18 protein-coding genes are annotated in these 19,794 nt (G+C 61.4%); 5 read left to right on the top strand and 13 right to left on the bottom strand.

The window, feature by feature from the left end:
- Nucleotide 1: 1 nt before the first annotated feature.
- The 8 genes from HF955_RS15610 to HF955_RS15575 all read right to left on the bottom strand — a co-directional run bounded on the left by HF955_RS15610 (nt 2) and on the right by HF955_RS15575 (nt 7,477).
- Nucleotides 2-325 carry a DUF5076 domain-containing protein gene (locus HF955_RS15610; RefSeq protein WP_291076427.1) on the bottom strand — a complete coding sequence of 108 codons (324 nt, stop codon included), beginning with the start codon at nt 323-325 and terminating at the stop codon, nt 2-4.
- Nucleotides 315-1,703, bottom strand: a complete 1,389-nt coding sequence (locus HF955_RS15605) for a pyruvate dehydrogenase complex E1 component subunit beta (RefSeq protein WP_291076425.1) — start codon at nt 1,701-1,703, stop codon at nt 315-317. Before HF955_RS15605 ends, HF955_RS15610 begins: the two co-directional genes overlap by 11 nt.
- A gap of 55 nt (nt 1,704-1,758) precedes the next feature.
- Nucleotides 1,759-2,772 carry a pyruvate dehydrogenase (acetyl-transferring) E1 component subunit alpha gene (pdhA, locus tag HF955_RS15600; RefSeq protein WP_027837469.1) on the bottom strand — a complete coding sequence of 338 codons (1,014 nt, stop codon included), beginning with the start codon at nt 2,770-2,772 and terminating at the stop codon, nt 1,759-1,761.
- 70 nt (nt 2,773-2,842) lie between these two features.
- On the bottom strand, nt 2,843-3,142 hold the full coding sequence (locus tag HF955_RS15595) for a septum formation initiator family protein (RefSeq protein ID WP_027837470.1): 300 nt from the start codon (nt 3,140-3,142) through the stop codon (nt 2,843-2,845).
- 67 nt (nt 3,143-3,209) lie between these two features.
- On the bottom strand, nt 3,210-4,490 hold the full coding sequence (gene eno / locus HF955_RS15590) for a phosphopyruvate hydratase (protein WP_291076421.1): 1,281 nt from the start codon (nt 4,488-4,490) through the stop codon (nt 3,210-3,212).
- A 106-nt stretch (nt 4,491-4,596) separates the two neighbouring features.
- Entirely contained in the window at nt 4,597-4,782 is a 186-nt protein-coding gene (gene rpmF / locus HF955_RS15585; protein WP_027837472.1) for a 50S ribosomal protein L32, read from the bottom strand.
- A 129-nt stretch (nt 4,783-4,911) separates the two neighbouring features.
- Nucleotides 4,912-6,153: a dipeptidase gene (locus HF955_RS15580; RefSeq protein WP_291076418.1), complete on the bottom strand. Its 1,242-nt coding sequence runs from the start codon at nt 6,151-6,153 to the stop codon at nt 4,912-4,914.
- A 229-nt stretch (nt 6,154-6,382) separates the two neighbouring features.
- Entirely contained in the window at nt 6,383-7,477 is a 1,095-nt protein-coding gene (locus HF955_RS15575; protein ID WP_291076416.1) for a CaiB/BaiF CoA-transferase family protein, read from the bottom strand.
- Between the two features lie 114 nt (nt 7,478-7,591).
- Here HF955_RS15575 and HF955_RS15570 point away from each other — a divergent pair, with 114 nt between their 5' ends.
- Nucleotides 7,592-8,851, top strand: a complete 1,260-nt coding sequence (locus HF955_RS15570) for a hypothetical protein (protein ID WP_291076414.1) — start codon at nt 7,592-7,594, stop codon at nt 8,849-8,851.
- On the opposite strand, the gene mfd is transcribed toward HF955_RS15570, so the two are convergent.
- Nucleotides 8,848-12,309 carry a transcription-repair coupling factor gene (gene mfd, locus HF955_RS15565; protein WP_291076412.1) on the bottom strand — a complete coding sequence of 1,154 codons (3,462 nt, stop codon included), beginning with the start codon at nt 12,307-12,309 and terminating at the stop codon, nt 8,848-8,850. The two genes, HF955_RS15570 and mfd, sit on opposite strands and share 4 nt — an antisense overlap.
- A gap of 38 nt (nt 12,310-12,347) precedes the next feature.
- Nucleotides 12,348-12,608: a succinate dehydrogenase assembly factor 2 gene (locus HF955_RS15560; RefSeq protein ID WP_291076410.1), complete on the bottom strand. Its 261-nt coding sequence runs from the start codon at nt 12,606-12,608 to the stop codon at nt 12,348-12,350.
- Between the two features lie 97 nt (nt 12,609-12,705).
- Here HF955_RS15560 and recG point away from each other — a divergent pair, with 97 nt between their 5' ends.
- Nucleotides 12,706-14,778 (top strand): ATP-dependent DNA helicase RecG, encoded by a 2,073-nt coding sequence (gene recG, locus HF955_RS15555; RefSeq protein ID WP_291076408.1) that lies wholly within the window; start codon nt 12,706-12,708, stop codon nt 14,776-14,778.
- Here recG and HF955_RS15550 read toward each other — a convergent pair.
- Nucleotides 14,744-15,502 carry a DUF502 domain-containing protein gene (locus HF955_RS15550; protein ID WP_291076406.1) on the bottom strand — a complete coding sequence of 253 codons (759 nt, stop codon included), beginning with the start codon at nt 15,500-15,502 and terminating at the stop codon, nt 14,744-14,746. The two genes, recG and HF955_RS15550, sit on opposite strands and share 35 nt — an antisense overlap.
- Before the next feature lie 82 nt (nt 15,503-15,584).
- On the opposite strand from HF955_RS15550, the gene HF955_RS15545 reads away from it, so the two are divergent.
- The 3 genes from HF955_RS15545 to HF955_RS15535 are packed head-to-tail and all read left to right on the top strand — an operon-like array spanning nt 15,585 to nt 17,826.
- On the top strand, nt 15,585-16,583 hold the full coding sequence (locus HF955_RS15545; RefSeq protein WP_291076404.1) for a phosphotransferase family protein: 999 nt from the start codon (nt 15,585-15,587) through the stop codon (nt 16,581-16,583).
- 3 nt (nt 16,584-16,586) lie between these two features.
- Entirely contained in the window at nt 16,587-16,955 is a 369-nt protein-coding gene (locus tag HF955_RS15540) for a DUF6285 domain-containing protein (protein WP_291076402.1), read from the top strand.
- Between the two features lie 40 nt (nt 16,956-16,995).
- A complete protein-coding gene (locus HF955_RS15535) occupies nt 16,996-17,826 on the top strand; it encodes a hypothetical protein (RefSeq protein WP_291076400.1) in 831 nt (276 codons plus the stop codon).
- Here the strand turns inward: HF955_RS15535 and maiA are convergent.
- Together maiA and HF955_RS15525 are read right to left on the bottom strand one after the other, a co-directional pair.
- Nucleotides 17,823-18,461, bottom strand: a complete 639-nt coding sequence (gene maiA, locus HF955_RS15530) for a maleylacetoacetate isomerase (protein WP_291076398.1) — start codon at nt 18,459-18,461, stop codon at nt 17,823-17,825. The genes HF955_RS15535 and maiA overlap by 4 nt on opposite strands.
- The gene (locus tag HF955_RS15525) at nt 18,461-19,783 is read right to left on the bottom strand and encodes an N-succinylarginine dihydrolase (protein ID WP_291076396.1); all 1,323 of its coding nucleotides are present in this window, start codon (nt 19,781-19,783) and stop codon (nt 18,461-18,463) included. Before HF955_RS15525 ends, maiA begins: the two co-directional genes overlap by 1 nt.
- Nucleotides 19,784-19,794 lie beyond the last annotated feature (11 nt).

The raw sequence follows: 19,794 nt of genomic DNA, 5'->3' as shown, positions 1-19,794 counted from the left end.
CTCAGTCACCCATCTTCTTGACGTCGCCCGGCGAACGCGGGCCGAACTGAATGCGATTGAGGAAGCCGGTCACGATTTCCTTGATGATGTCTTCCTTCTCGGGACCCTCCGGGTGGTGGTCCTTGAACGCATCGGTCACATGCTTGGCGATATCACCCAGGATGAATCCCCACATCGTCGGCTCGGTCGCAGGATCGGCTGCTTCGCCCACCCGCAGGCTGACATGGTCGGTATTGTCGGCAATCCAGAAGCGGATCATTTCCTGCGCCGTTTGGGTGGAGTCGATCGACGGCGGTGCCTTGAGCTCACGTTTCTCAGTCGACATAGCAGACCCTCCGTGCGGCTTCGACAATATCATTCGCGCCCGGCAGGCTGAGCGCCTCCAGATTGGCCGCATAAGGCAGGGGCACATCTTTCTGGTGAACGCGTGCAGGTGGCGCATCGAGATAGTCGAACGCTTCCGCTGTCACTGTGGCCGCAATTTCTGCGCCGACACCGAAGAACCGCCAGCCTTCTTCACAACAGACGATGCGATTGGTCTTTTTCACGCTTTCGATCACCGTGTCGGTGTCCAGCGGGCGAATGGTGCGCAAATCGATGACTTCCGCATCGATCCCCTGCTCCGCCAGCGTCTCGGCTGCCTGGAGTGCAAATCCGACCATGCGGGAATGCGCGACCAGCGTAACGTCGGACCCCGTGCGCTTGATGGCCGCCTTGCCGAGCGGCAGAACGTGATCGTCGAGATCCGGCACGGGGAAGCTGTTTCCATAAAGCAGTTCATGCTCGAGGAAGACGACCGGGTTCGGGTCCCGGATGGCTGCCTTCAACAGGCCTTTCGCGTCAGCCGCGTCATATGGCGCAACCACTTTCAGACCGGGAATTTGACCGTACCAGGCTGAATAGTCCTGGCTGTGTTGCGCGCCGACCCGCGTGGCCGCACCATTCGGACCGCGGAACACGATCGGACATCCCATCTGGCCGCCCGACATATAGAGGGTCTTGGCGGCGGAATTCACGATCTGGTCGATGGCCTGCATGGCGAAATTGAACGTCATGAATTCGACGATCGGTTTCAGTCCGGCGAAGGCGGCCCCAACTCCCAGGCCGGCAAACCCGTGTTCCGTGATCGGTGTATCCACGACACGCCGGGCACCGAATTCCTGCAGCAATTCGCGGGTGACCTTGTAGGCCCCTTGATACTCGGCCACTTCCTCGCCCATGACGAAGACGGTTTCGTCGCGGCGCATTTCTTCGGCCATGGCATCGCGCAGAGCATCGCGGACGGTGGTTTCAGTAAAACTTGTTCCTTCGGGAATGGCCGGGTCGGACAATACGGCGGCCTTTGGCGCATCAACCTGTTCAGGCGCGCTGTCGCCAGCATCGCTTGCTGGCGCGTCGGGCTCAGGCGCCTTTTGGGTGGCACTGCCATCGCCCTTTGCTTCTACCGAAGAGGCATCTTCACCCTCTTCGGCAAGCACGGCGATCACTGCGTTGACCTTCACGCCTTCGGTACCTTCCGGCACCAGTATCTTGGCCAGCACGCCTTCGTCGACGGCTTCAACTTCCATTGTCGCCTTGTCGGTTTCGATTTCAGCGATGACGTCGCCGGAAGAGATCGAGTCGCCTTCCTGCTTCAGCCATTTCGACAAGGTGCCCTCTTCCATGGTCGGCGACAGGGCGGGCATGAGAATATCTACGGACATTATTTGGCTCCGGAATGCAGGATGGCAGACGGTCGGGGGGCGCGCATGATGTTCATCAGGCGACCTCGACGTCTTTCAGGACATCGGTCCAGAGTTCGGAAGGATCAGGTTCAGGGCTCTCGAGGGAGAAATCGGCGGCTTCCTTGACGATGCCCTTGATCTCCTTGTCGATATTCTTCAACTCGTCCTCGCTGGCATGTCCGAGTTCGAGAAGTTGTGCTTTGAGCCCTTCAATCGGATCGTGGTGAGACCGGATATCGTCGACCTCTTCCCGTTTCCGGTATTTGGCGGGGTCTGACATGGAGTGCCCACGATACCGGTAGGTCTTCATTTCGAGGATGTAGGGCCCCTTGCCGGAACGCGCATATTTCACCGCCTTTTCACCGGCGGCGCGAACGGCCAGAACATCCATGCCGTCCACTTCCTCGCCTTCAATCTCGAAAGAGATGCCCCGTTTGTACAATTCGGTTTCCGAGGCGTGGCGGGCAACACTGGTGCCCATGGCGTACATGTTGTTCTCGATGACATAGACGACGGGAAGGTCCCAGAGAGACGCCATGTTGAAGGCTTCATAGACCTGGCCCTGATTGGCGGCGCCATCGCCGAAATACGCGACGGCAACGTTGTCCAGGCCGCGATACTTGTTGGCGAAGGCCAGGCCGGTGCCGATGGGCACCTGGGCGCCGACAATGCCGTGCCCGCCATAGAAATTCTTTTCCTTGGAGAACATGTGCATCGAGCCGCCCTTCCCTTTCGAGAGGCCGCCAATGCGTCCGGTCAGTTCGGCCATGACACCGCGTGGATCCATGTCGCAGGCCAGCATGTGACCATGATCGCGATACCCGGTGATGATCTGGTCGCCTTCTTTGAGGCAGGCCTGCATACCGGTTACGACGGCTTCCTGGCCGATATAGAGGTGGCAGAAGCCGGCAATCTTGCCCATGCCGTAGAGTTGGCCCGCCTTTTCCTCGAACCGTCGGATCAGGAGCATGTCCCGATAGTATTTCAGCATCTCCGCCTTGCCGGCCTTGGAAGGTGCCTTTTTGGTACTTTTTGCTTTAGTCGCCATGCAATGTGCTCCAACCCTTTTCCAGACTTATGTATGCGCAGTAACGCAGGGACAAGTCAGAACAACTATGTCAATTTGCAGAGCTCGGTTCCGAAGTCAGGAGAACAATTTCGTTCGGGTAAACGAAGGCCAGCTTGTCGCGTGCCATGGCTTCCACGAAATCGGGGTCGACTGACCCGGGTGTCAGGCGGCGAATATCGGTTCTCAGTCGGGTGATTTCCGCTTCCAGGCGAACCAGCTCCGCCTTGCGGTCCTCCAGCTCCAGCTGGGCATCTGACCAGCGGCCAAGACCCTTCTCCCCCGCAAAGGCGTGGTAAGCAAAATAGAGCACAAGGAGGGACAGGCCGACGGCCTCGAATCGCGATCTCATGACCCCACCTAATCGTGGTATGGTTAAGAGAGCGTGATCACCGCCGGCCCACTCATGACACGGCCGTTCAGGCTGCGTTGATGCGCGAACGTCCGGCGAAGATTCCCACCGGCCCCAGCTCTTCCTCGATCCGAATCAGCTGGTTGTACTTCGCGATCCGGTCGGAACGCGACAGCGAACCGGTCTTGATCTGTCCGCAATTCGTGGCGACGGCCAGGTCGGCAATGGTGGCATCTTCGGTCTCGCCGGACCGGTGGGACATCACAGCCGTGTATCCATGCAAATGGGCCAGCTCCACAGCGTCCAGCGTCTCGGACAGCGTGCCGATCTGGTTGACCTTCACGAGAATGGAGTTTGCCGCGCCCTTCTGCAGTCCGATGGACAGGCGGTCAGGATTGGTCACGAACAAATCGTCACCAACCAGCTGCACGCGATCCCCGATCGACTCGGTCAGGGCAACCCAGCCATCCCAATCGTCCTCGGCCATGCCGTCCTCGATTGAAATGATCGGGTACCGGGCACACAGATCGGCCAGGTACGCCGCAAACTCGTCCGAGCCGAGGGACTTGCCTTCGCCAGCAAGCTCATACTTGCCGTTCTTGAAGAATTCGGTCGAGGCGGCGTCAAGTGCCAGGGCAATATCCTCGCCCGGCGTGTAACCCGCCTTCTCGATGGCCTTCATGATGAAGCCGATGGCCTCATCCGTCGACGCCAGGTTCGGAGCGAAGCCGCCCTCGTCCCCGACATTGGTGTTGTGGCCTGCCGCGCTGAGCGTTTTCTTCAGGGCGTGGAAAACTTCCGCCCCCATCCGTACCGAATCCGCCAGGCTGTCGGCGCTGACCGGCATGACCATGAATTCCTGGATGTCGATCGGATTGTCCGCGTGCGCGCCGCCATTGATGATGTTCATCATCGGGGTCGGCAAAACCCGCGCATTGGGACCGCCGACATAGCGGTAAAGCGGCATGGCGGAGCTTTCCGCCGCAGCCTTGGCGAGCGCCATGGACACGCCCAGAATGGCGTTCGCGCCAAGACGGGATTTGTTCTCGGTGCCGTCGAGATCGATCATCAGCATGTCGATCATGCGCTGCTCGGTGGCGTCGAGGCCGGCCAGTTCGTTGAAGATTTCCCCATTCACGGCGTCAACCGCCTTGGTCACACCCTTGCCCAGATAGCGCGCCGTGTCGCCGTCGCGCTGTTCATGGGCCTCATAGGCGCCCGTCGAGGCACCGGACGGCACGGCTGCGCGGCCCACCGAGCCGTCTTCCAGCGTGACATCAACCTCGACCGTCGGGTTGCCCCGGCTGTCCAGAATTTCCCGGGCGTGGATGTCGATGATCTCGCTCATGTTTGGCAGTACCTTTGCGGCCTAGAAATGAAAAAGCGCCCCCTGCTCTGGCAGGAGGCGCTGGAACCCTTAAGCCGGTGCGCCGAAAAGCGCAACAGCAGGACCTTTAGATGTCGTCGCGCGGCTCGAGCACCTGACGACCACGATACATGCCGGTCTTCAGGTCGATATGGTGCGGGCGGCGCAGCTCACCGGACTCCGCGTCTTCGATATAGGTGTTCATGTCGAGGCGGTCGTGCGAACGACGCATGCCGCGGCGGGACTTGGAGACTTTGCTCTTGGGGACTGCCATAACAGGTATCCGGTGGTTTGGCGCAAATTGCGCGTGAATTGGAAAGGGGCCTCATACATAGAGGATGGGTCCAATGCAAGCCGTCAACGTCACCGGGCACCGAATTTCTTCAGCCCTGGAGTACATGGTCTAATCTGCCCGTGCGGCCTCTGCCTCGCGCAGGACCCGCAACAGGTTTCCGCCCCAGATTTTCCGGAGATCTTCCTCCGAATAGCCTTCTGCCATCAGGCGTTCTGACACTTTCGGCAGGTAGGAGACATCCTCCATCCCGGCAACGCCGCCGCCGCCATCCCAGTCGGCGCCCATTCCGACATGGTCGGGCCCGACGATTTCGAGCGCGTGCTGCATCTGCTCCATGAACACATCAAAACTCGACAGCGGCATCGGGTAGTCCGAATCAATGACCTCACGGCGTGCCGCATAGGCTGCGCGCTCCGAATCCGAGAGTTCAAACATCGAGCGCCCCTCGAATTCTGCCGCCAGCGCCTCCAGAGCGGCGGTGCGCTCTGCAGGGGGCTCCAGATCTTCGATATAGGAGCCCAGGGCATTGATCTGGATCACGCCGCCATCCGCTGCCACCCTGCGCAACAAGTCATCCGAGATGTTGCGCGGATGGTCGTAAAGCGCCGACACGCCCGTGTGAGACAGCACGATCGGGGTGGTCGAGAGGTCCATGATGTCTTCAACGGCGGAACCAGCAGCGTGCGAACCGTCAATCAGCATGCCCAGCCGGTTGGCTTCGCGGACAAGGTCTTCGCCAAGCGGTGTCAGCCCGCCAAGGTCGGATGCAGACAGATCGGTCGCGCTGTCCGCAAACTGGTTGTCGCGAAAATGGACGGGACCGATGAGGCGGACGCCGCGATTGTAGAATTCCTCGACCAGACCGAGATCGGTACCGATCGGATAGGCGTTCTCGATGGATTTCAGCACCACGCGCCTGTCCGCCGCCACAATGCGCTCGACATCGTCCGCGGTTTCAGCGAGCTCAAAATGGTCCGGATGCGCAGCCACCATTTCCAGAATTTCATCAGACCGCGTCAGCGCCGCCTGCTTCGCGGCCTCGAAGGAAGCAGCATCGAGCGGGCCCTGCGGCGTATAGATGACCCAGAAGCCGCCATCGAGGCCGCCCCGCTGCATTTTGGGCAGGTCGACCTGTACCTGTCCGAGCCGTGTCGGATTGTCCGCCATGATGTCAAAGCCCGGCCGGGAGAGGTTTGCAGGCGTGTCGAGATGCGAATCCATGACCAGCAGGCGTTCATGAATTTCGGCGATTGAGCCCTCCGGCCCGGCTTTTGCGTCGGCCGGGGCATCAGGGTTTGCCCCACAGGCTGCCAGAGCCAGGGCCGGCAGGATATTGAAGAAGTGTTTCATTGCGTCTCGATTCTGCTGAAGTCCGGCCTGAAGCCTAACGTGCAAGTCGGCGAGGACAAGAAAAAGGGTCGCCCCGGGGGACGACCAAGTTTAGCAAGAAGGACGCTGGGCAATAATCCAGGCAATCTGCTCAGGACCTCTGCCCAACGAGAAGGTTAATAGCAGGGTCAACCTGAACGAAGGGACCGGCCCGTGGTTGCCTTCCATTCATCTTTCAGGCGAATGCGCGCTACTGGATTCCCCAATCCTTGAGAATGTCCTCGGTATGCTCGCCCAGCCCCGCAGGCCGTCCCTGAATGGCGCCCGGAGTGGCCGAGAAACGTGGCGCCGGCGCCGGTTGCACAACACCTTCGACTTCCACAAAGGTCTGCCGGTCAACATTGTGCTTGTAGGACGGCGCTTCGGACATGGAGAGGACGGGCGCGAAACAGATATCCGTGCCTTCCATGATCTCGCACCATTCATCGCGGGTCTTCGTCTTGAACACGTCCATCAGCTTTTTCTTGAGCGAAGGCCATTTCGACCGGTCCATCTGCGCCTGGAAATCAGGATCTGTCAGGCCCGCCTTCTCGACCAGCAGGGCATAGAATTGCGGTTCGATAGACCCGATGGACACCCATTTGCCGTCCTTGCACTCATAGGTGTCGTAGAAATGCGCGCCGCCATCCAGAAGGTTCGCCTCGCGCTCATCGGTCCACAGGCCCATGGCCTTCATGCCGTAGAACATGGTGGCGAGAGATGCCGCCCCGTCTGACATGGCCACGTCCACGACCTGGCCGTCGCCCCCATTCTTCACATTCAGGATGCCCGCCAGCAGGCCCATCGCCAGATACAGCGCGCCGCCACCATAATCGCCCACCAGATTGAGCGGCGGCCGGGGGCGGCCGTCGCCATCACCCATCGCATGCAGGGCTCCGGTGATGGCGATATAATTCAGGTCATGGCCCGCGGAATGAGACAGGGCACCAGTCTGCCCCCACCCGGTCATGCGACCATAGACCAGTTTCGGATTGCGGCCGAGCACCACATCCGGCCCCAGACCATTGCGCTCCATCACGCCGGGCCGGAACCCCTCGATCAGGCCGTCAGCCTTTTCGAGCAGCTTGAGTGCAGTTTCGACATCAGCCGGCTCCTTGAGGTTCAGGCCAATGGACCGGCGGCCCCGGCTCATCACGTCAGAGGCCCGGCCAGGCTTTCCATTGCCCGGTCGGTCGATGCGGATGACATCCGCACCCAGATCCGACAGCAACATGCCGCAGAACGGTCCGGGGCCGATGCCCGCAAACTCCACTATCCGAACGCCGTTCAACGGTCCCTGTGCCATGATGTGTCCTACCTTTTTTTGATCTCGCGGGGTCAATTTAGCGGATCATTAAGGCGCTGCGACACAAAGGAAAGGGGTACCGCAACGTCGCCCGAAAGCACCCAACCAGACCTTATGAACGACCTCGTCTATCTTGACCCGCCTGTAGAAGTTGTTGCGACCAGCCCCCGGCTGGAAATGATCCTGTCGCGCCTTCGCTCCGGCAGGATGCGTCCGTTCCGGGCCAGCGCCGAAACCTCCTGTGCAGGGGCGGACGCGGTGCTTCTGGATGTGCGGAGCACGGATGCGGAACTGATCCAACGTCTGGCAGAGCAGTCGGGCCGCAATTTCCGGCCGGTTCTCCTGTTGGGGGAAGGCGTGGATCCGAACCGGTTTTCCAATGCACTCGTCATCCCACGGGATCGGGATCTTTCCGTACTGCGTGGGCGCCTGGAAGCCCTTTCACGGCGCAGCGCGCGCATGTCCGAACTGGACCTGCGCGCGCGGTCGGCGGCCGCTTTTGGCATCTCCTTGCTGGAACACCGCGCCGAAACGGTACCGGACCTGCTCTATCTGGGGGATGGATCCGCGCGCTTTCTGGCCCTTCAGGCGGCCCTTGGTGAACGTGGCATCGCCGTTACCGCCGCGTTCAGTCTCCACACGGCACAGGATTATCTGCGCCAGAAACGTTTCGCGGCATTCCTGATCGATCTGACGCCCGACATGCGGCATTCGGAGCGCCTGGCTGAGTGGCTGGCCCAGGCTCGCCCGCGCGCCGAGGCAACGCCGCTGTTCGGTCTGATCGAGCCGGGCCAGCCACTTTCTGGCGTTCAGATGGAAATCGCAAACCGACTCGTCGAGGTCTTTCAGCATGGATCCCGCCTCAGGGACCTTGCGACACATATTGAAATGCTGGGCCGCCAGCATGTCGATCGCACCGCGCTGTCTGTGGGCAATCAGGAGCTCGCCCCCATCACCGATCCGCAAACGGGCCTGTTCTCGTCCGCCTTCTTCCAGCATCATCTTGATGCCCAGATTGCCCTCGCCTCGGATCGTGGCGAAGCCCTGTCGATCATCGTGCTGCGCGATCCTGCAAATGACCCTCTCAGCTGCGATGAGCGTGCCCGGATTTCCGGCCTGATCCTCTCCACCCTGAGGGAAACCGATACGCCGGCGGCCCTTCCGGACGGAAGTTTCGCGATCAGTCTGCCGGCAACGGCCTACAAGGGCGCGGCGCACATCTGCGATCGCCTGTTCCGTCAGATGAAGCGTGTCGCCCCTGCCCTGTGCGAACGCTTCGGATGGCGCATCACGGAGAAACGCGCCTATCATGATGCAGACAGCCTGCTGACGGAAACCGTGTCCGGCGTGTATCAGAAATCCCGGGCCAGCTAGGCAGGCACCAGTCCGGCGGCGGCTTCCAGTTCCTTCAGGAATTTACGGATGTTCAACAGGCGCTGCTCCGGCGTGCCACCCAGGCCTGAATGAACGAGTTTCGAATCCGGTCGGATGCGCAACTGGGATGGTCGGCTGCGCACCACATCGAGAAGGCGCGCAGGATCGAGGATCGTGTCTTCGCGGAATGCGAACACGGCTCCCTTGTCTCCGGCATCCAGCTTCGAAATGCCCAGCGTCTTGCACTGCACCTTGATGGCCGTGACTTCCAGCAACTGCCGTGTCTCATCCGGCAGCGGACCAAATCGGTCGATCAACTCGGCGGCAAAGGATTCCCGTTCTGCTGCTGTCGATATCTCCGACAGTCGCCGGTACAGCGACAGGCGTATGTTCAGGTCTTCCACATAGCTTTCCGGAATCAGGACAGCGGCGCCTGTATTGATCTGCGGTGACCAGTCATCAGCAAATTCATCCCCGTCGCTCGCCCCGGTCTTCAGCGCGTTCACGGCATCTTCGAGCATGGATTGGTAAAGCTCTACCCCGACTTCCTTGACGTGTCCGGATTGCTGGTCGCCAAGCAGATTGCCGGAACCGCGCATGTCCAGATCGTGGCTCGCCAGCTGGAATCCTGCGCCAAGGGAATCTAGTGACTGGAGGATTTTCAGTCTCCGGTCGGCCGTCTCTGTGATGACCTTGTCCTTCGGGGTCGTGAAATAGGCATAGGCCCGCAGCTTCGAGCGTCCGACGCGCCCCCGCAACTGGTAGAGTTGTGCCAGGCCGAACATGTCAGCGCGGTGAATGATCAGCGTGTTGGCACGGGGAATGTCCAGTCCGCTCTCCACAATCGTTGTCGAAAGCAGCACATCATATTTGCCTTCATAAAAGGCGGTCATGATGTCTTCCAGCTCTCCCGCTGCCATTTGTCCGTGTGCAACGATAAAGGAAACTTCCGGCACATTGTCACGCAGGAACCGCTCCAGCCGATCCAGGTCCTGAATGCGCGGTGCGACGAAGAAGGCCTGGCCGCCACGATATTTCTCCCGAAGCAACGCTTCTCGCAGAGTGACCGTGTCTTCCTCGGTGATGTAGGTCCGCACGGACAGTCGGTCGACCGGCGGCGTTGCAATGATCGAGAGATCACGAATGCCCGTCAGGGCCATCTGCAGCGTTCTCGGAATCGGGGTTGCCGACAGTGTGAGCACGTGCACGTCCGCCTTCAATTCCTTGAGGCGCTCCTTGTGCTTGACGCCAAAGCGCTGCTCTTCATCCACAATCAGCAGGCCAAGCCGTTTGAACTCGATGCTCTTGGTCAGCAGCGCATGCGTGCCAACCACGACGTCAACGCTGCCATCTGTCAGCCCCGCACGTGTTTCCGATGCCTCTTTCGCGCTGACCAGCCGGGACAGCTGGCGCACTTTCAGGGGCCATCCGGCAAACCGCTCGGCAAAGGTCTTGTAATGCTGACGCGCAAGCAGGGTCGTTGGCGCGATGACCGCCACCTGCTTGCCGCTCATCGCAGCCACAAACGCACCTCGCAGCGCGACTTCCGTCTTGCCGAAGCCGACATCGCCACACACAAGCCGGTCCATCGGCTTGCCGGACGCCAAATCTCCCAGGACGTCCTCGATGGCGTTCAACTGGTCGTCCGTTTCCTCATACGGGAAACGCGCGGCAAATTCCTCGTACAGCCCCTGCCCTGCATTCACCGCATCGGCGCGCTTCAACTCGCGCGCGGCGGCGATGTTCATCAACTCGGCCGCCATCTCCAGAATGCGCTTCTTGGCCTTCGCCTTCCGGGTTTGCCAGCCGGCCCCGCCCAGACGGTCCAGCTGGTTTTCGGCATCTTCCGATCCGTACCGGCTGATCAGGTCGATGTTCTCGACCGGCAGGAAGATCGTGTCGCCGCCTGCATATTCGAGATGGAGACAATCGTGGGGTGCGCCGGTTACATCCAGCGTCTTCAGCCCGACATAGCGGCCCACACCGTGGTCGATATGCACGATCAGGTCGCCGGGATTGAGCGCCGCAGCATCGGAGATGAAATTCGCGGTCTTCCGCTTTCGGCGCGGCCCGGCAAGACGATCGCCAAGTATGTCGGCTTCCGAAATCACCGCGACATCCGGTGTCTCGAAACCCGACTCGAGCGGAATCTCCACCACGGTGAAATCCGTCTTGCTCGCCGCCTCGAGCGAATGCACCAGGGCGAGATCCGTCAGGCCATGATCTGCCATCACATTGATGAGTCGATCAGCCGAACCGGTTGACCAGGCTGCAAAGACGACCGGGCGGCCATCCTTGCCGAGACGTTTGGCATGCGCGATGGCCGCCTCGAAGATGTTGATGTCGGACTGAAGCCGTTCCGGCGCGAAGTCCCGTCCGGGACGCCCCTGCAGGTCAAAGGCGTCGGCGCTGGGCTCGGAGGGATAGAACCGTGCTGTGGCTCTGGAGGTCAGCCCGGCTTCCAGTTCGGACGGCGTCAGATACAATTCTTCCGGCGCGAGCACCTTGGCCTGACGCACGTCACCCCCGCCAGCTTCCAGACGCGCGGCATGATAGTCGTCGGCCTGGGCCAGGCGCTCGGCGGCGGCCTCTCCGGCAAGGTGGCCCATCCCGATCAGCGGGTCAGGGCCGGCATAGTCGAACAGGGTTTCCAGATGGTCATGGAACAGGGGCAGCCAGCCTTCGACACCCTGACGGCGGATCGAGGCGCGCGCGGCCTCATAGGCCGGGTCACCCGAGGGCGGACCGAACACTGCGAGATATTTCTCCCGGAACCGGGCCAGCACATCATCGTCGAACAGGATTTCGCTGACCGGAGCGAAGGCCACAGCCTTGGCCTCTCCCGTAGACCTTTGGGATTCGGTGTCGAATGTGCGCAGGGTCTCGAGCGTATCGCCAAAGAAATCCAGCCGGTAGGGCTCAGGCGACGTCGGCGGGAAGATGTCGATGATGCCGCCACGGATGGCGAATTCGCCCTGCTCCCGAACCGTACTCGACCGCAAATAGCCGTTCACGGCCAGATAGTCGGTCAGTTCCTTCTGGTTTACGGATTGTCCGCGCGCGACGGCGAACGAGGATCGGCGCAGAACGCTGACGGGCGGGACGCGCTGCACGAGGGAAGAGGCCGTCGTAACGACAAGAATCGGCCCCTGGGCTTCCTCATATCTCGACAGGCGCGCCAGGGCTGCGCATCGGCGGGCCGCCACACCTGCAGTCGGGCTCACCCGGTCATAGGGCAGCGTATCCCAGCTCGGCAGGTCCACCTGTTCCAGCCTCGGCGCGGCAAACTGTGCCACACGCCGAGCAGTGGCTGCAGTCTTGTCGTCCCGCGTGACATAGAGCCCGACCCCGCCGCGCGCCTCCAGCGCCGCGCAGAAGGCGATCAGGTCCGCGCCGAAAGGCGCACCGGACAGGGCGGCCGGGCCGCTCAGTGATTTCAGGAGCTCTACAGGGGTCATTGTCCAAAGAACGCGGCAGGAGGGAGAGGGATGCGGCGCTAACCGCCCTGCGCGGCGTACCGGAATGCGATGAGTTGGTCCAGCACCGGACCGCGATGCGACTCAGGCACGGGCTTCTGGCCGATCAGCCACGCGTAGACCTCCCAGTCCGGAACACCGAGGAGGCCTTCGAACTCGTCGAGCGCATCTGCATCGAACGCATCGATATGGGCATCAGCAAAAGAGCCCATCAGCAGGTCCATCTCCCGGAATCCGCGCCGCCAGGCCCTGAATTTGAGTTTTCGGCGACGTGTTTCCATTCCGGCCTCCTTCTGGTCTGGTTCCCCATATAGATCGCGCAGCCGGAATATACAGCGGCGATTGTGCACCCCGTCTCCGGCGCCTAGTCTGGCGCCCATGCGGGACGAACGACTCTTTCCCTTGTTTGAAAGTCTGGACAGCCTCTCGGGCGTTGGCCCGAAGCTGAAGCCGGTGCTCGAACGCTTAGTTGGCGGGGACAGTGTCTGGGACTTGCTTCTGCACCTGCCGGAGCGCTGGGTGGACCGCAGGGTCAAGGCGAGCATTGACGATGCCATTCTGGGCGAAGTGGCAACGCTGCGGGGTGAGGTCCATGCCTATCACGCGCCCTATTCCGAGAAGTCTCCGCACAAGATCGTCCTCTATGACGGCACAGGATTTCTGACCCTCGCCTTTTTCCGCGCAGATGGACGCTGGCTGCAGGGGCAGTTCCCGCTCGGAAAGGAGCGTGTGGTCTCGGGCATGGTGGAAGAGTTCAATGGCGAGCGCCAGATGACCCATCCGGACTATATCGTCGATCCGGCCAGGGGCGCGCTGCCGCCGGTTGTTGAACCGATCTACGGCCTGACCGCCGGCCTGACGAACAAGCGCGTGCATGGCTTTGCGGTACAGGCACTGGACCGGGTGGATGCCGACTTGCCGGAATGGGTCGACCCGGCGCTTGTGGACACCCGCAACTGGCCGGACTTCAAGGCGGCCCTCACGGGCCTGCATGCGCCCGTCGAATATGATCCAGACGCGTTTGAGCGCGCACGAGATCGTCTCGCCTATGACGAAGCCCTGGCCCGGGAATCTGCCTTCGCGCTTGCGCGTGCCAGCCGGGCCCGAAGGTCGTCGCCATCGGTGCCGGTCCACGCCGACGCGCATGCCGCCCTTTTGAAAAGCCTGCCCTACACGCCCACGGGGGCGCAAAGCCGGGCCTTCCGCCAGATATCGGAGGACATGGCCTCCACGTCGCCCATGCGCCGCATGCTGCAGGGTGATGTTGGTGCAGGCAAGACGCTGGTCAGCGCCATGGCTGCCGTGCAGGCCGCCAGCGCCGGCTTCCAGACCGCGTTCATGTCACCTACCGAAGTGCTTGCGCGCCAGCAATTCGAGACCATGGACACGCTGCTCTCGCCCCTCGGCTACACGGTGGCGGCGCTGACCGGGCGGGACAAGGCGACCGTCCGCGAAAGCATCCTGATGGGTCTGGCCGACGGTACGATCCATGTCGTATCGGGCACGCAGGCATTGTTCCAGCAGGCCGTGACCTTCCGCAATCTCGGCCTGGTCATCGTTGACGAACAACACAGGTTCGGCGTCGCAGACCGCATGCGGCTGGCGGGCAAGGCCCTCAGCCCGCACATGCTCGTGATGAGCGCGACCCCCATCCCGCGCACGCTCGCCCAGGCCGTACATGGTGACCTCGACGTCTCCATACTTGATGAAAAGCCGGCTGGCCGTGTGCCGGTGGAAACACGCGCGCTGCCGGACACGCGCCTCGATGAAGTCGTCGGCGCTGTCGGGCGGGCCATTCGGCGCGGTGAGCGAGCCTTTTGGGTGTGCCCGAAGGTCGATGTGGATGATGACGATTCGACCGCCGTGGGCCGCCATGCGGCTTTAAGCGAACAGTTGGGTGTGCCTGTCGGTCTCGTCCACGGGCGCATGAAGCCGGCTGACAAGGATTCAGCCCTCGAGGATTTCCGCAGTGGCCGCACCAAACTGCTGGTCGCCACCACTGTCATCGAAGTGGGCGTGGATGTCCCGGAAGCGACCATCATGGTGATCGAACGCGCCGAAGGCTTCGGGCTCGCCCAGCTGCACCAATTGCGCGGGCGCGTCGGCCGCGGCGACCGCCCTTCCTATTGTCTCCTGCTCTATCGGCCGCCACTCGGGGAAACGGCCCGAGAGCGACTGGACACGTTGCGGCGGACCGAAGACGGTTTCGAGATCGCGGAGGCGGATTTCAAGCTGAGAGGCCCGGGAGACATGCTTGGTCTGAAACAGGCTGGCGCCACGGATTACCGCGTGCTGGATCTCGCCCGTCATGCCGATCTGCTGGATATCGCGTTGAAAGACGCAGGAGCGCTCGTCACGCGCGATCCCGAGCTGCAAAGCGATCGCGGCCAGGCCCTGCGTCTCGTGCGGGAATTGCTTACGCCCCGGATGCAGACTGCGCCGGTGGAGTAGCGTCTCCGTCGACCGTGTCGGACGTGTTGGCATCTTCCTTTATCGGCAAATGTTCCGGCACAACGAGTCCGGCAGACAGGATCATCTTCGCGCCTTCCTCGACCGTCATGTCCAGTCTGACAACTTCGCTCGACTCAACATACATGAGAAAGCCGGATGTGGGGTTCGGCGTGGTCGGCACGAACACACCGATAAAGGCAGGCCCGAGCACGCTGCGCACTTCCCCCTTTGCCGGGCTCGAGAGGAATCCGAGGCACCATGTGCCCTTCTTGGGATACTCGATCAGCACGCATTCGCTGAACTGTTCGGTATTGCTGCTCGCGAACACATCAACCAGTTGCTTGAACGCCGAATAGACCGATCGCACGAAGGGCAGTCGGCTGAGGATGCGGTCGGCCAGACCGATGACCGAACGTCCGATCAGGTTTGTCGCAATCGCACCCAGAACCGTCAGGAACACCACCAGCACGATCAGGCCGAAGCCCGGCACCGCATAATTCAGATATGTCTCAGGCTTCAGCGCGGCCGGCAGCAACGGGACAACCCGCTTGTCGATCTCGTTGATCAGGAATTGCAGGATCAGAAAGGTGACCACCACCGGCAGGGCAATCACCATGCCGGCAAAGAACCGCCCTCTCAGCCATCCGAAAAAGCTGAGGCGGCGCGGCTTGTGAGGAGGGAGCAAACCGTAATCGGGTTGATCGGTTTTCTCGGTCTTCGACATTTATTCTTTCCTTCAGCCCCCGGGGCAGGCTTCCTCAAGGTTACGCCTTGGCCTGATCAGTGTTCCGCGCGATTGTGATGACATGGGTAGTCATGACGAGATTCTAAAGAGTTTACAGGCATGGGCTGGGCAATTTTACGGCGGCGACGCGACCGTTTCGCAGCTCGTTCGCCTGTCCGGCGGAGCCAGTCAAGAGACATGGAGTGTTGATGTCACGCATGATGGAGCGGCCGAGGAGCTGATCCTGAGGCGTGTTCCCGGTGGCGTCGCCACGACCCGCAATTCCGAAGCCTTGGGGCTCGCGACCGAAGCCAAGCTGCTTGAAGGCGCGGCCGGATCGGTCCCTGCCCCCCGCGTGGTTCAGGTTTTCGATCCCGGCAGCGAAGTCGGGGAAGCCTTCCTGATGAACCGGATCCCCGGCCAGACGATCGCCCGGAAGATCCTCAGGGATGACGAATTTCAGACAGCCCGGTCACGGCTGACGGCGCAGTGCGGCCAGGCATTGGCGGCAATACACGCGATTCCGCTCGACACATTGCCGGACCTTCCCGACAGCGGCGGGCTTGATCAGCTCGAGAAATACGAGACCATCTATCGGAGTTTCGACCTGCCGCGCCCGGTCTTCGAACTCGCCATGGCCTGGCTGAAATCCAACACGCCCGCCCCCGTTCCGAAGGTCCTTGTGCATGGGGATTACCGCATCGGGAACCTCATCGTGGATGCCGATGGCCTCGCCGCTGTGCTTGACTGGGAACTTGCCCATCTGGGTGACCCGCGCGAGGATATTGCGTGGCTGTGCGTCAATTCCTGGCGGTTCGGATATGCCGGGAATCGCGTTGGAGGCTTCGGCCAGCTTCCGGACCTGCTCGCGGCCTACCATTCGGCGGGCGGACAGGAATTCACCACCCGCGAAATCGACTGGTGGGAGATACTCGGCAGCCTCAAATGGGGGATCATGTGCATGATCATGTACGAATCTTTCCGCTCCGGCGCCGACCCCAGCGTAGAGCGTGCTGCCATCGGGCGGCGGGTGTCGGAAACCGAGATCGACCTGCTGAACCTGCTCGAACAGAAAGCCTGACCCATGCATGACGCGCCATCCCAGTCGGAAATGATTGCCGCCGTGAAATCCTTCATCGACCAGACCGCGCTGCCCTCCCTGAAGGGCCACGCGGCCTTCCATGCACGCGTCGCCTCGAATGTCCTGGCCACGGTGCTGAGGGAACTCGAACATCGCCCCGCCGCCGAATCGGCCGAACGCCAGCGGCTTGTGGCGCTGCTGAACGCCGATGATACAGCGCCGGTCGACCGTCTGAATCGCGATCTTTGCGAGAAGCTTCGCAAGGGGGAACTGGACCTGTCCTCGCCGGGGCTGCTGTCACACCTCAAAACCACCACAATTGACCAGTTGTCTATCGACCAGCCCGGCTATTCAGGCCTGAACCCAGACTGAGCCGCCCCGCGCGGACCGATATTCAAATCAGGAAGTCCAGATGAAACGTCTCACCGTGTTGATCGTCATTGCGGCTGTGCTCGCTATCGGCGCAGGTCCATGGGTCTGGAACACATTCATTTCGCCCCGCCCACAGCTTGAACTCGACCCCATGAAATACAATGAAGATTCAAGCTGGTCGGCCCTTCCCGTCGAGGATCCGGAACCGGTCTGGAGTGGGGGCTGGGGTGTTGATGTGTTCCTGATCAGCGAGGATTCGGCCCTGCGAGGTACAACGCAAGCCGGCCTGCAGAAGCGCGAATTGCGCGGTCGTCGTCAGGCGCAGGCCTTCAAGGCATCGCTGGAATCCGCGGGGGAAGTCTACGCACCGCTTTATCGTGCCAATGCCGTCAGTGACGACGTCACGCGCGCATTCGAAACCTATCTGCGTCGCGACAATCGCGGTCGCGCCCTTATCATCGCGCATGACCGGCCGATCCCCGAATCCATCCTCGCACGCCTCGAACAGGATGCATCCCTGAGAGAGCGCTTTGGCGGTTTCCTGTCGATTTCGGACACACGCGACGGTATTCCGCCATTGCACGAAGCCCCCAAGGACGCTGCAGCGGACGGCACGCTGTCATATTGCAGCGACCGGCTGAATGAGGCGGAAAGCTGCCAGATGGTGGTGCCGGCGCAGCGCGAGAAAGGTGTTCTGGTTCTGACCAGCGAAGGGACGCCAGGTGGTGACCTCGTCTCCGGTTTTCCAGAATGGCTGGAAGCCAATGTCGGAAAGATGGCCGAACCACTCGGCGACTTCGAAGAGGTCGAGATTGTCGATATCCGGCGTCCGGGCGATACGGACGAGAGCCGGGAAAGTGACGAAGACTAGCCGGCCGGATTGACGGGCATGGCCGCCTTGAACGCCGCCTGCGCCAGGCAGTGCGCATTTACGGCCATCAGGGCCGGGTATGGTGACAGGTCCATCTCGAACCGCTGTGCATTGTAGATCTGCGGGACCAACGCGATCTCTGCCAGCGTCGGCGTTGCGCCGAACAGGAAGCCGGACGCATTCCGCTTTGCTGCTACAAGCTCCAGCGCATCAAACCCGCGCCGGATCCAGTCATGATACCAGGCCTTGACCGCAGCATCGTCCGCGCCAAATTCCGTTCGCAACATCTTCAGCACAGAGAGATTGTTCAGTGGGTGCACATCGCAGGCAATCGTGTCCGCGAACGCACGCGCCTCCAGACGCAGCAATGCATCCTCTGGCAACAGGGACGGCCCCGGCAGGGTCTCATCGATCCACTCCAGAATCGCCATCGACTGCCCGACCACATGCCCGTCCACTTCAATAGCCGGAACGCGCATTTGCGGGTTGGTCGACCGGAACGCGTCGCTGAACTGCTCATCCTGTCCTGGCGCGATGTTGACCTGGACGGTCTCGAACTCCGCCCCTTTCAGGTACAGCGCGATGCGCAGGCGATAGGACGCGGAAGACCGCCAGTATTCGTACAGCCGGATCATCAGGCCAGTCCCTGCAGATCAAGAACTTCGAGCAGCGCTTCGCGCGCCGTGCGGCATTCATTTGCGAATTCCGGATCGGCGAGATCCGGCGCTTCCAGCCTGTCACGATATGTCTTGCGCACGACTTCCTGCAAATCGTCGATGGTGTCCTCGTCCAGCAAAACGCCTTGGTGGCACGCATCGATTTCGTCATCTGTCATTACGACTCGCAATCTGAGACAGGCCGGTCCGCCCCCGTTTCGCATGGACTGGCGTACATCCGCATAGATCACTTTGCCGATGGGACCATTGCTTGACACCAGCCGTTCACAATAGGCCCGGGTGGAGTCCGTTTCCTCTGTCTCTGTCGGGGCAACGAGCACGAGGCGGTCCTCCCCCGGCAGTTTCAACAGCTGCGAATTGAACAGATAGGCGCGGATGGCATCCTCTATCGGAACCTCGTCCGCCGGCACCATGACGGGCTTGAAGTCGAATAGGCCTTCGGCTGCCGACCGAATATCTGACAAAGCCGCTTCCGAATCCTCGAACGCCAGTTCATGGAAAAACAGAGTATCGAGCGCGCCAACCGACACGACGTCATTGTGAAACGCGCCGGCATCGATTGCCGCGCGGGACTGGCGGATGAAAACGCTGCGTGCCGGGTCCAGGCCGTGCGCGCGCGCAACGGATTCGCTGGCCAGGCGGGTCTGCCGGGCAGGAAATCCCGCCATGCTTTCTCCCGCGTCCCGGCCGTAGACGAACAATTCCACACCCGCTGCACCGTGCGACGCGCACAGTCGAACATGATTGGCGGCACCCTCGTCGGAAAAGTCCGGATGCATCGGAAGCGCCCCACGCACGGCAAATCTCTCATCATCGGCAAAGATGGACACAAGACTGGCGGTCGTGTCCGGATGTTCCTGTGACCGGTGCAGCATTGTGGACAGGTTGGCCGTGGTCAGATGCAGCCGTCCGTCCCGCGTATCGGCCGACGGCGAAACCGTTGCCGCATTTGCGGTCCACATGCTTGATGCGGAATATGCCGCCTTCAGCAATCTCGGCGCCGTGCGCGCTGCCTGTTCGATGATCTGCGCGTCGGTTCCGTGGAAACCTGCCGAGACAAGCAGGTCGAGATTCGGTCGCGGCAGCGGCGGCAAAACGCCTTGTACCAGTCCGTGGCGAACCAGCATCCGCATCTTTTCCAGCCCCTGAAGGGCGGCTTCCCTCGGATTGGCCACATCGCCCGCATTTGCCGCGCTCGCCAGATTGCCGTCAGACAGACCGCCATAATTGTGGCTGGGCCCGATCAGACCATCAAAATTCACTTCATGCGCTTCGCTCATCGCCGATCCGT

This window comes from Hyphomonas sp., from assembly GCF_017792385.1.
In the GTDB taxonomy this organism is placed as follows: domain Bacteria; phylum Pseudomonadota; class Alphaproteobacteria; order Caulobacterales; family Hyphomonadaceae; genus Hyphomonas.
This window is presented reverse-complemented; position numbering and strand designations above follow the sequence as displayed.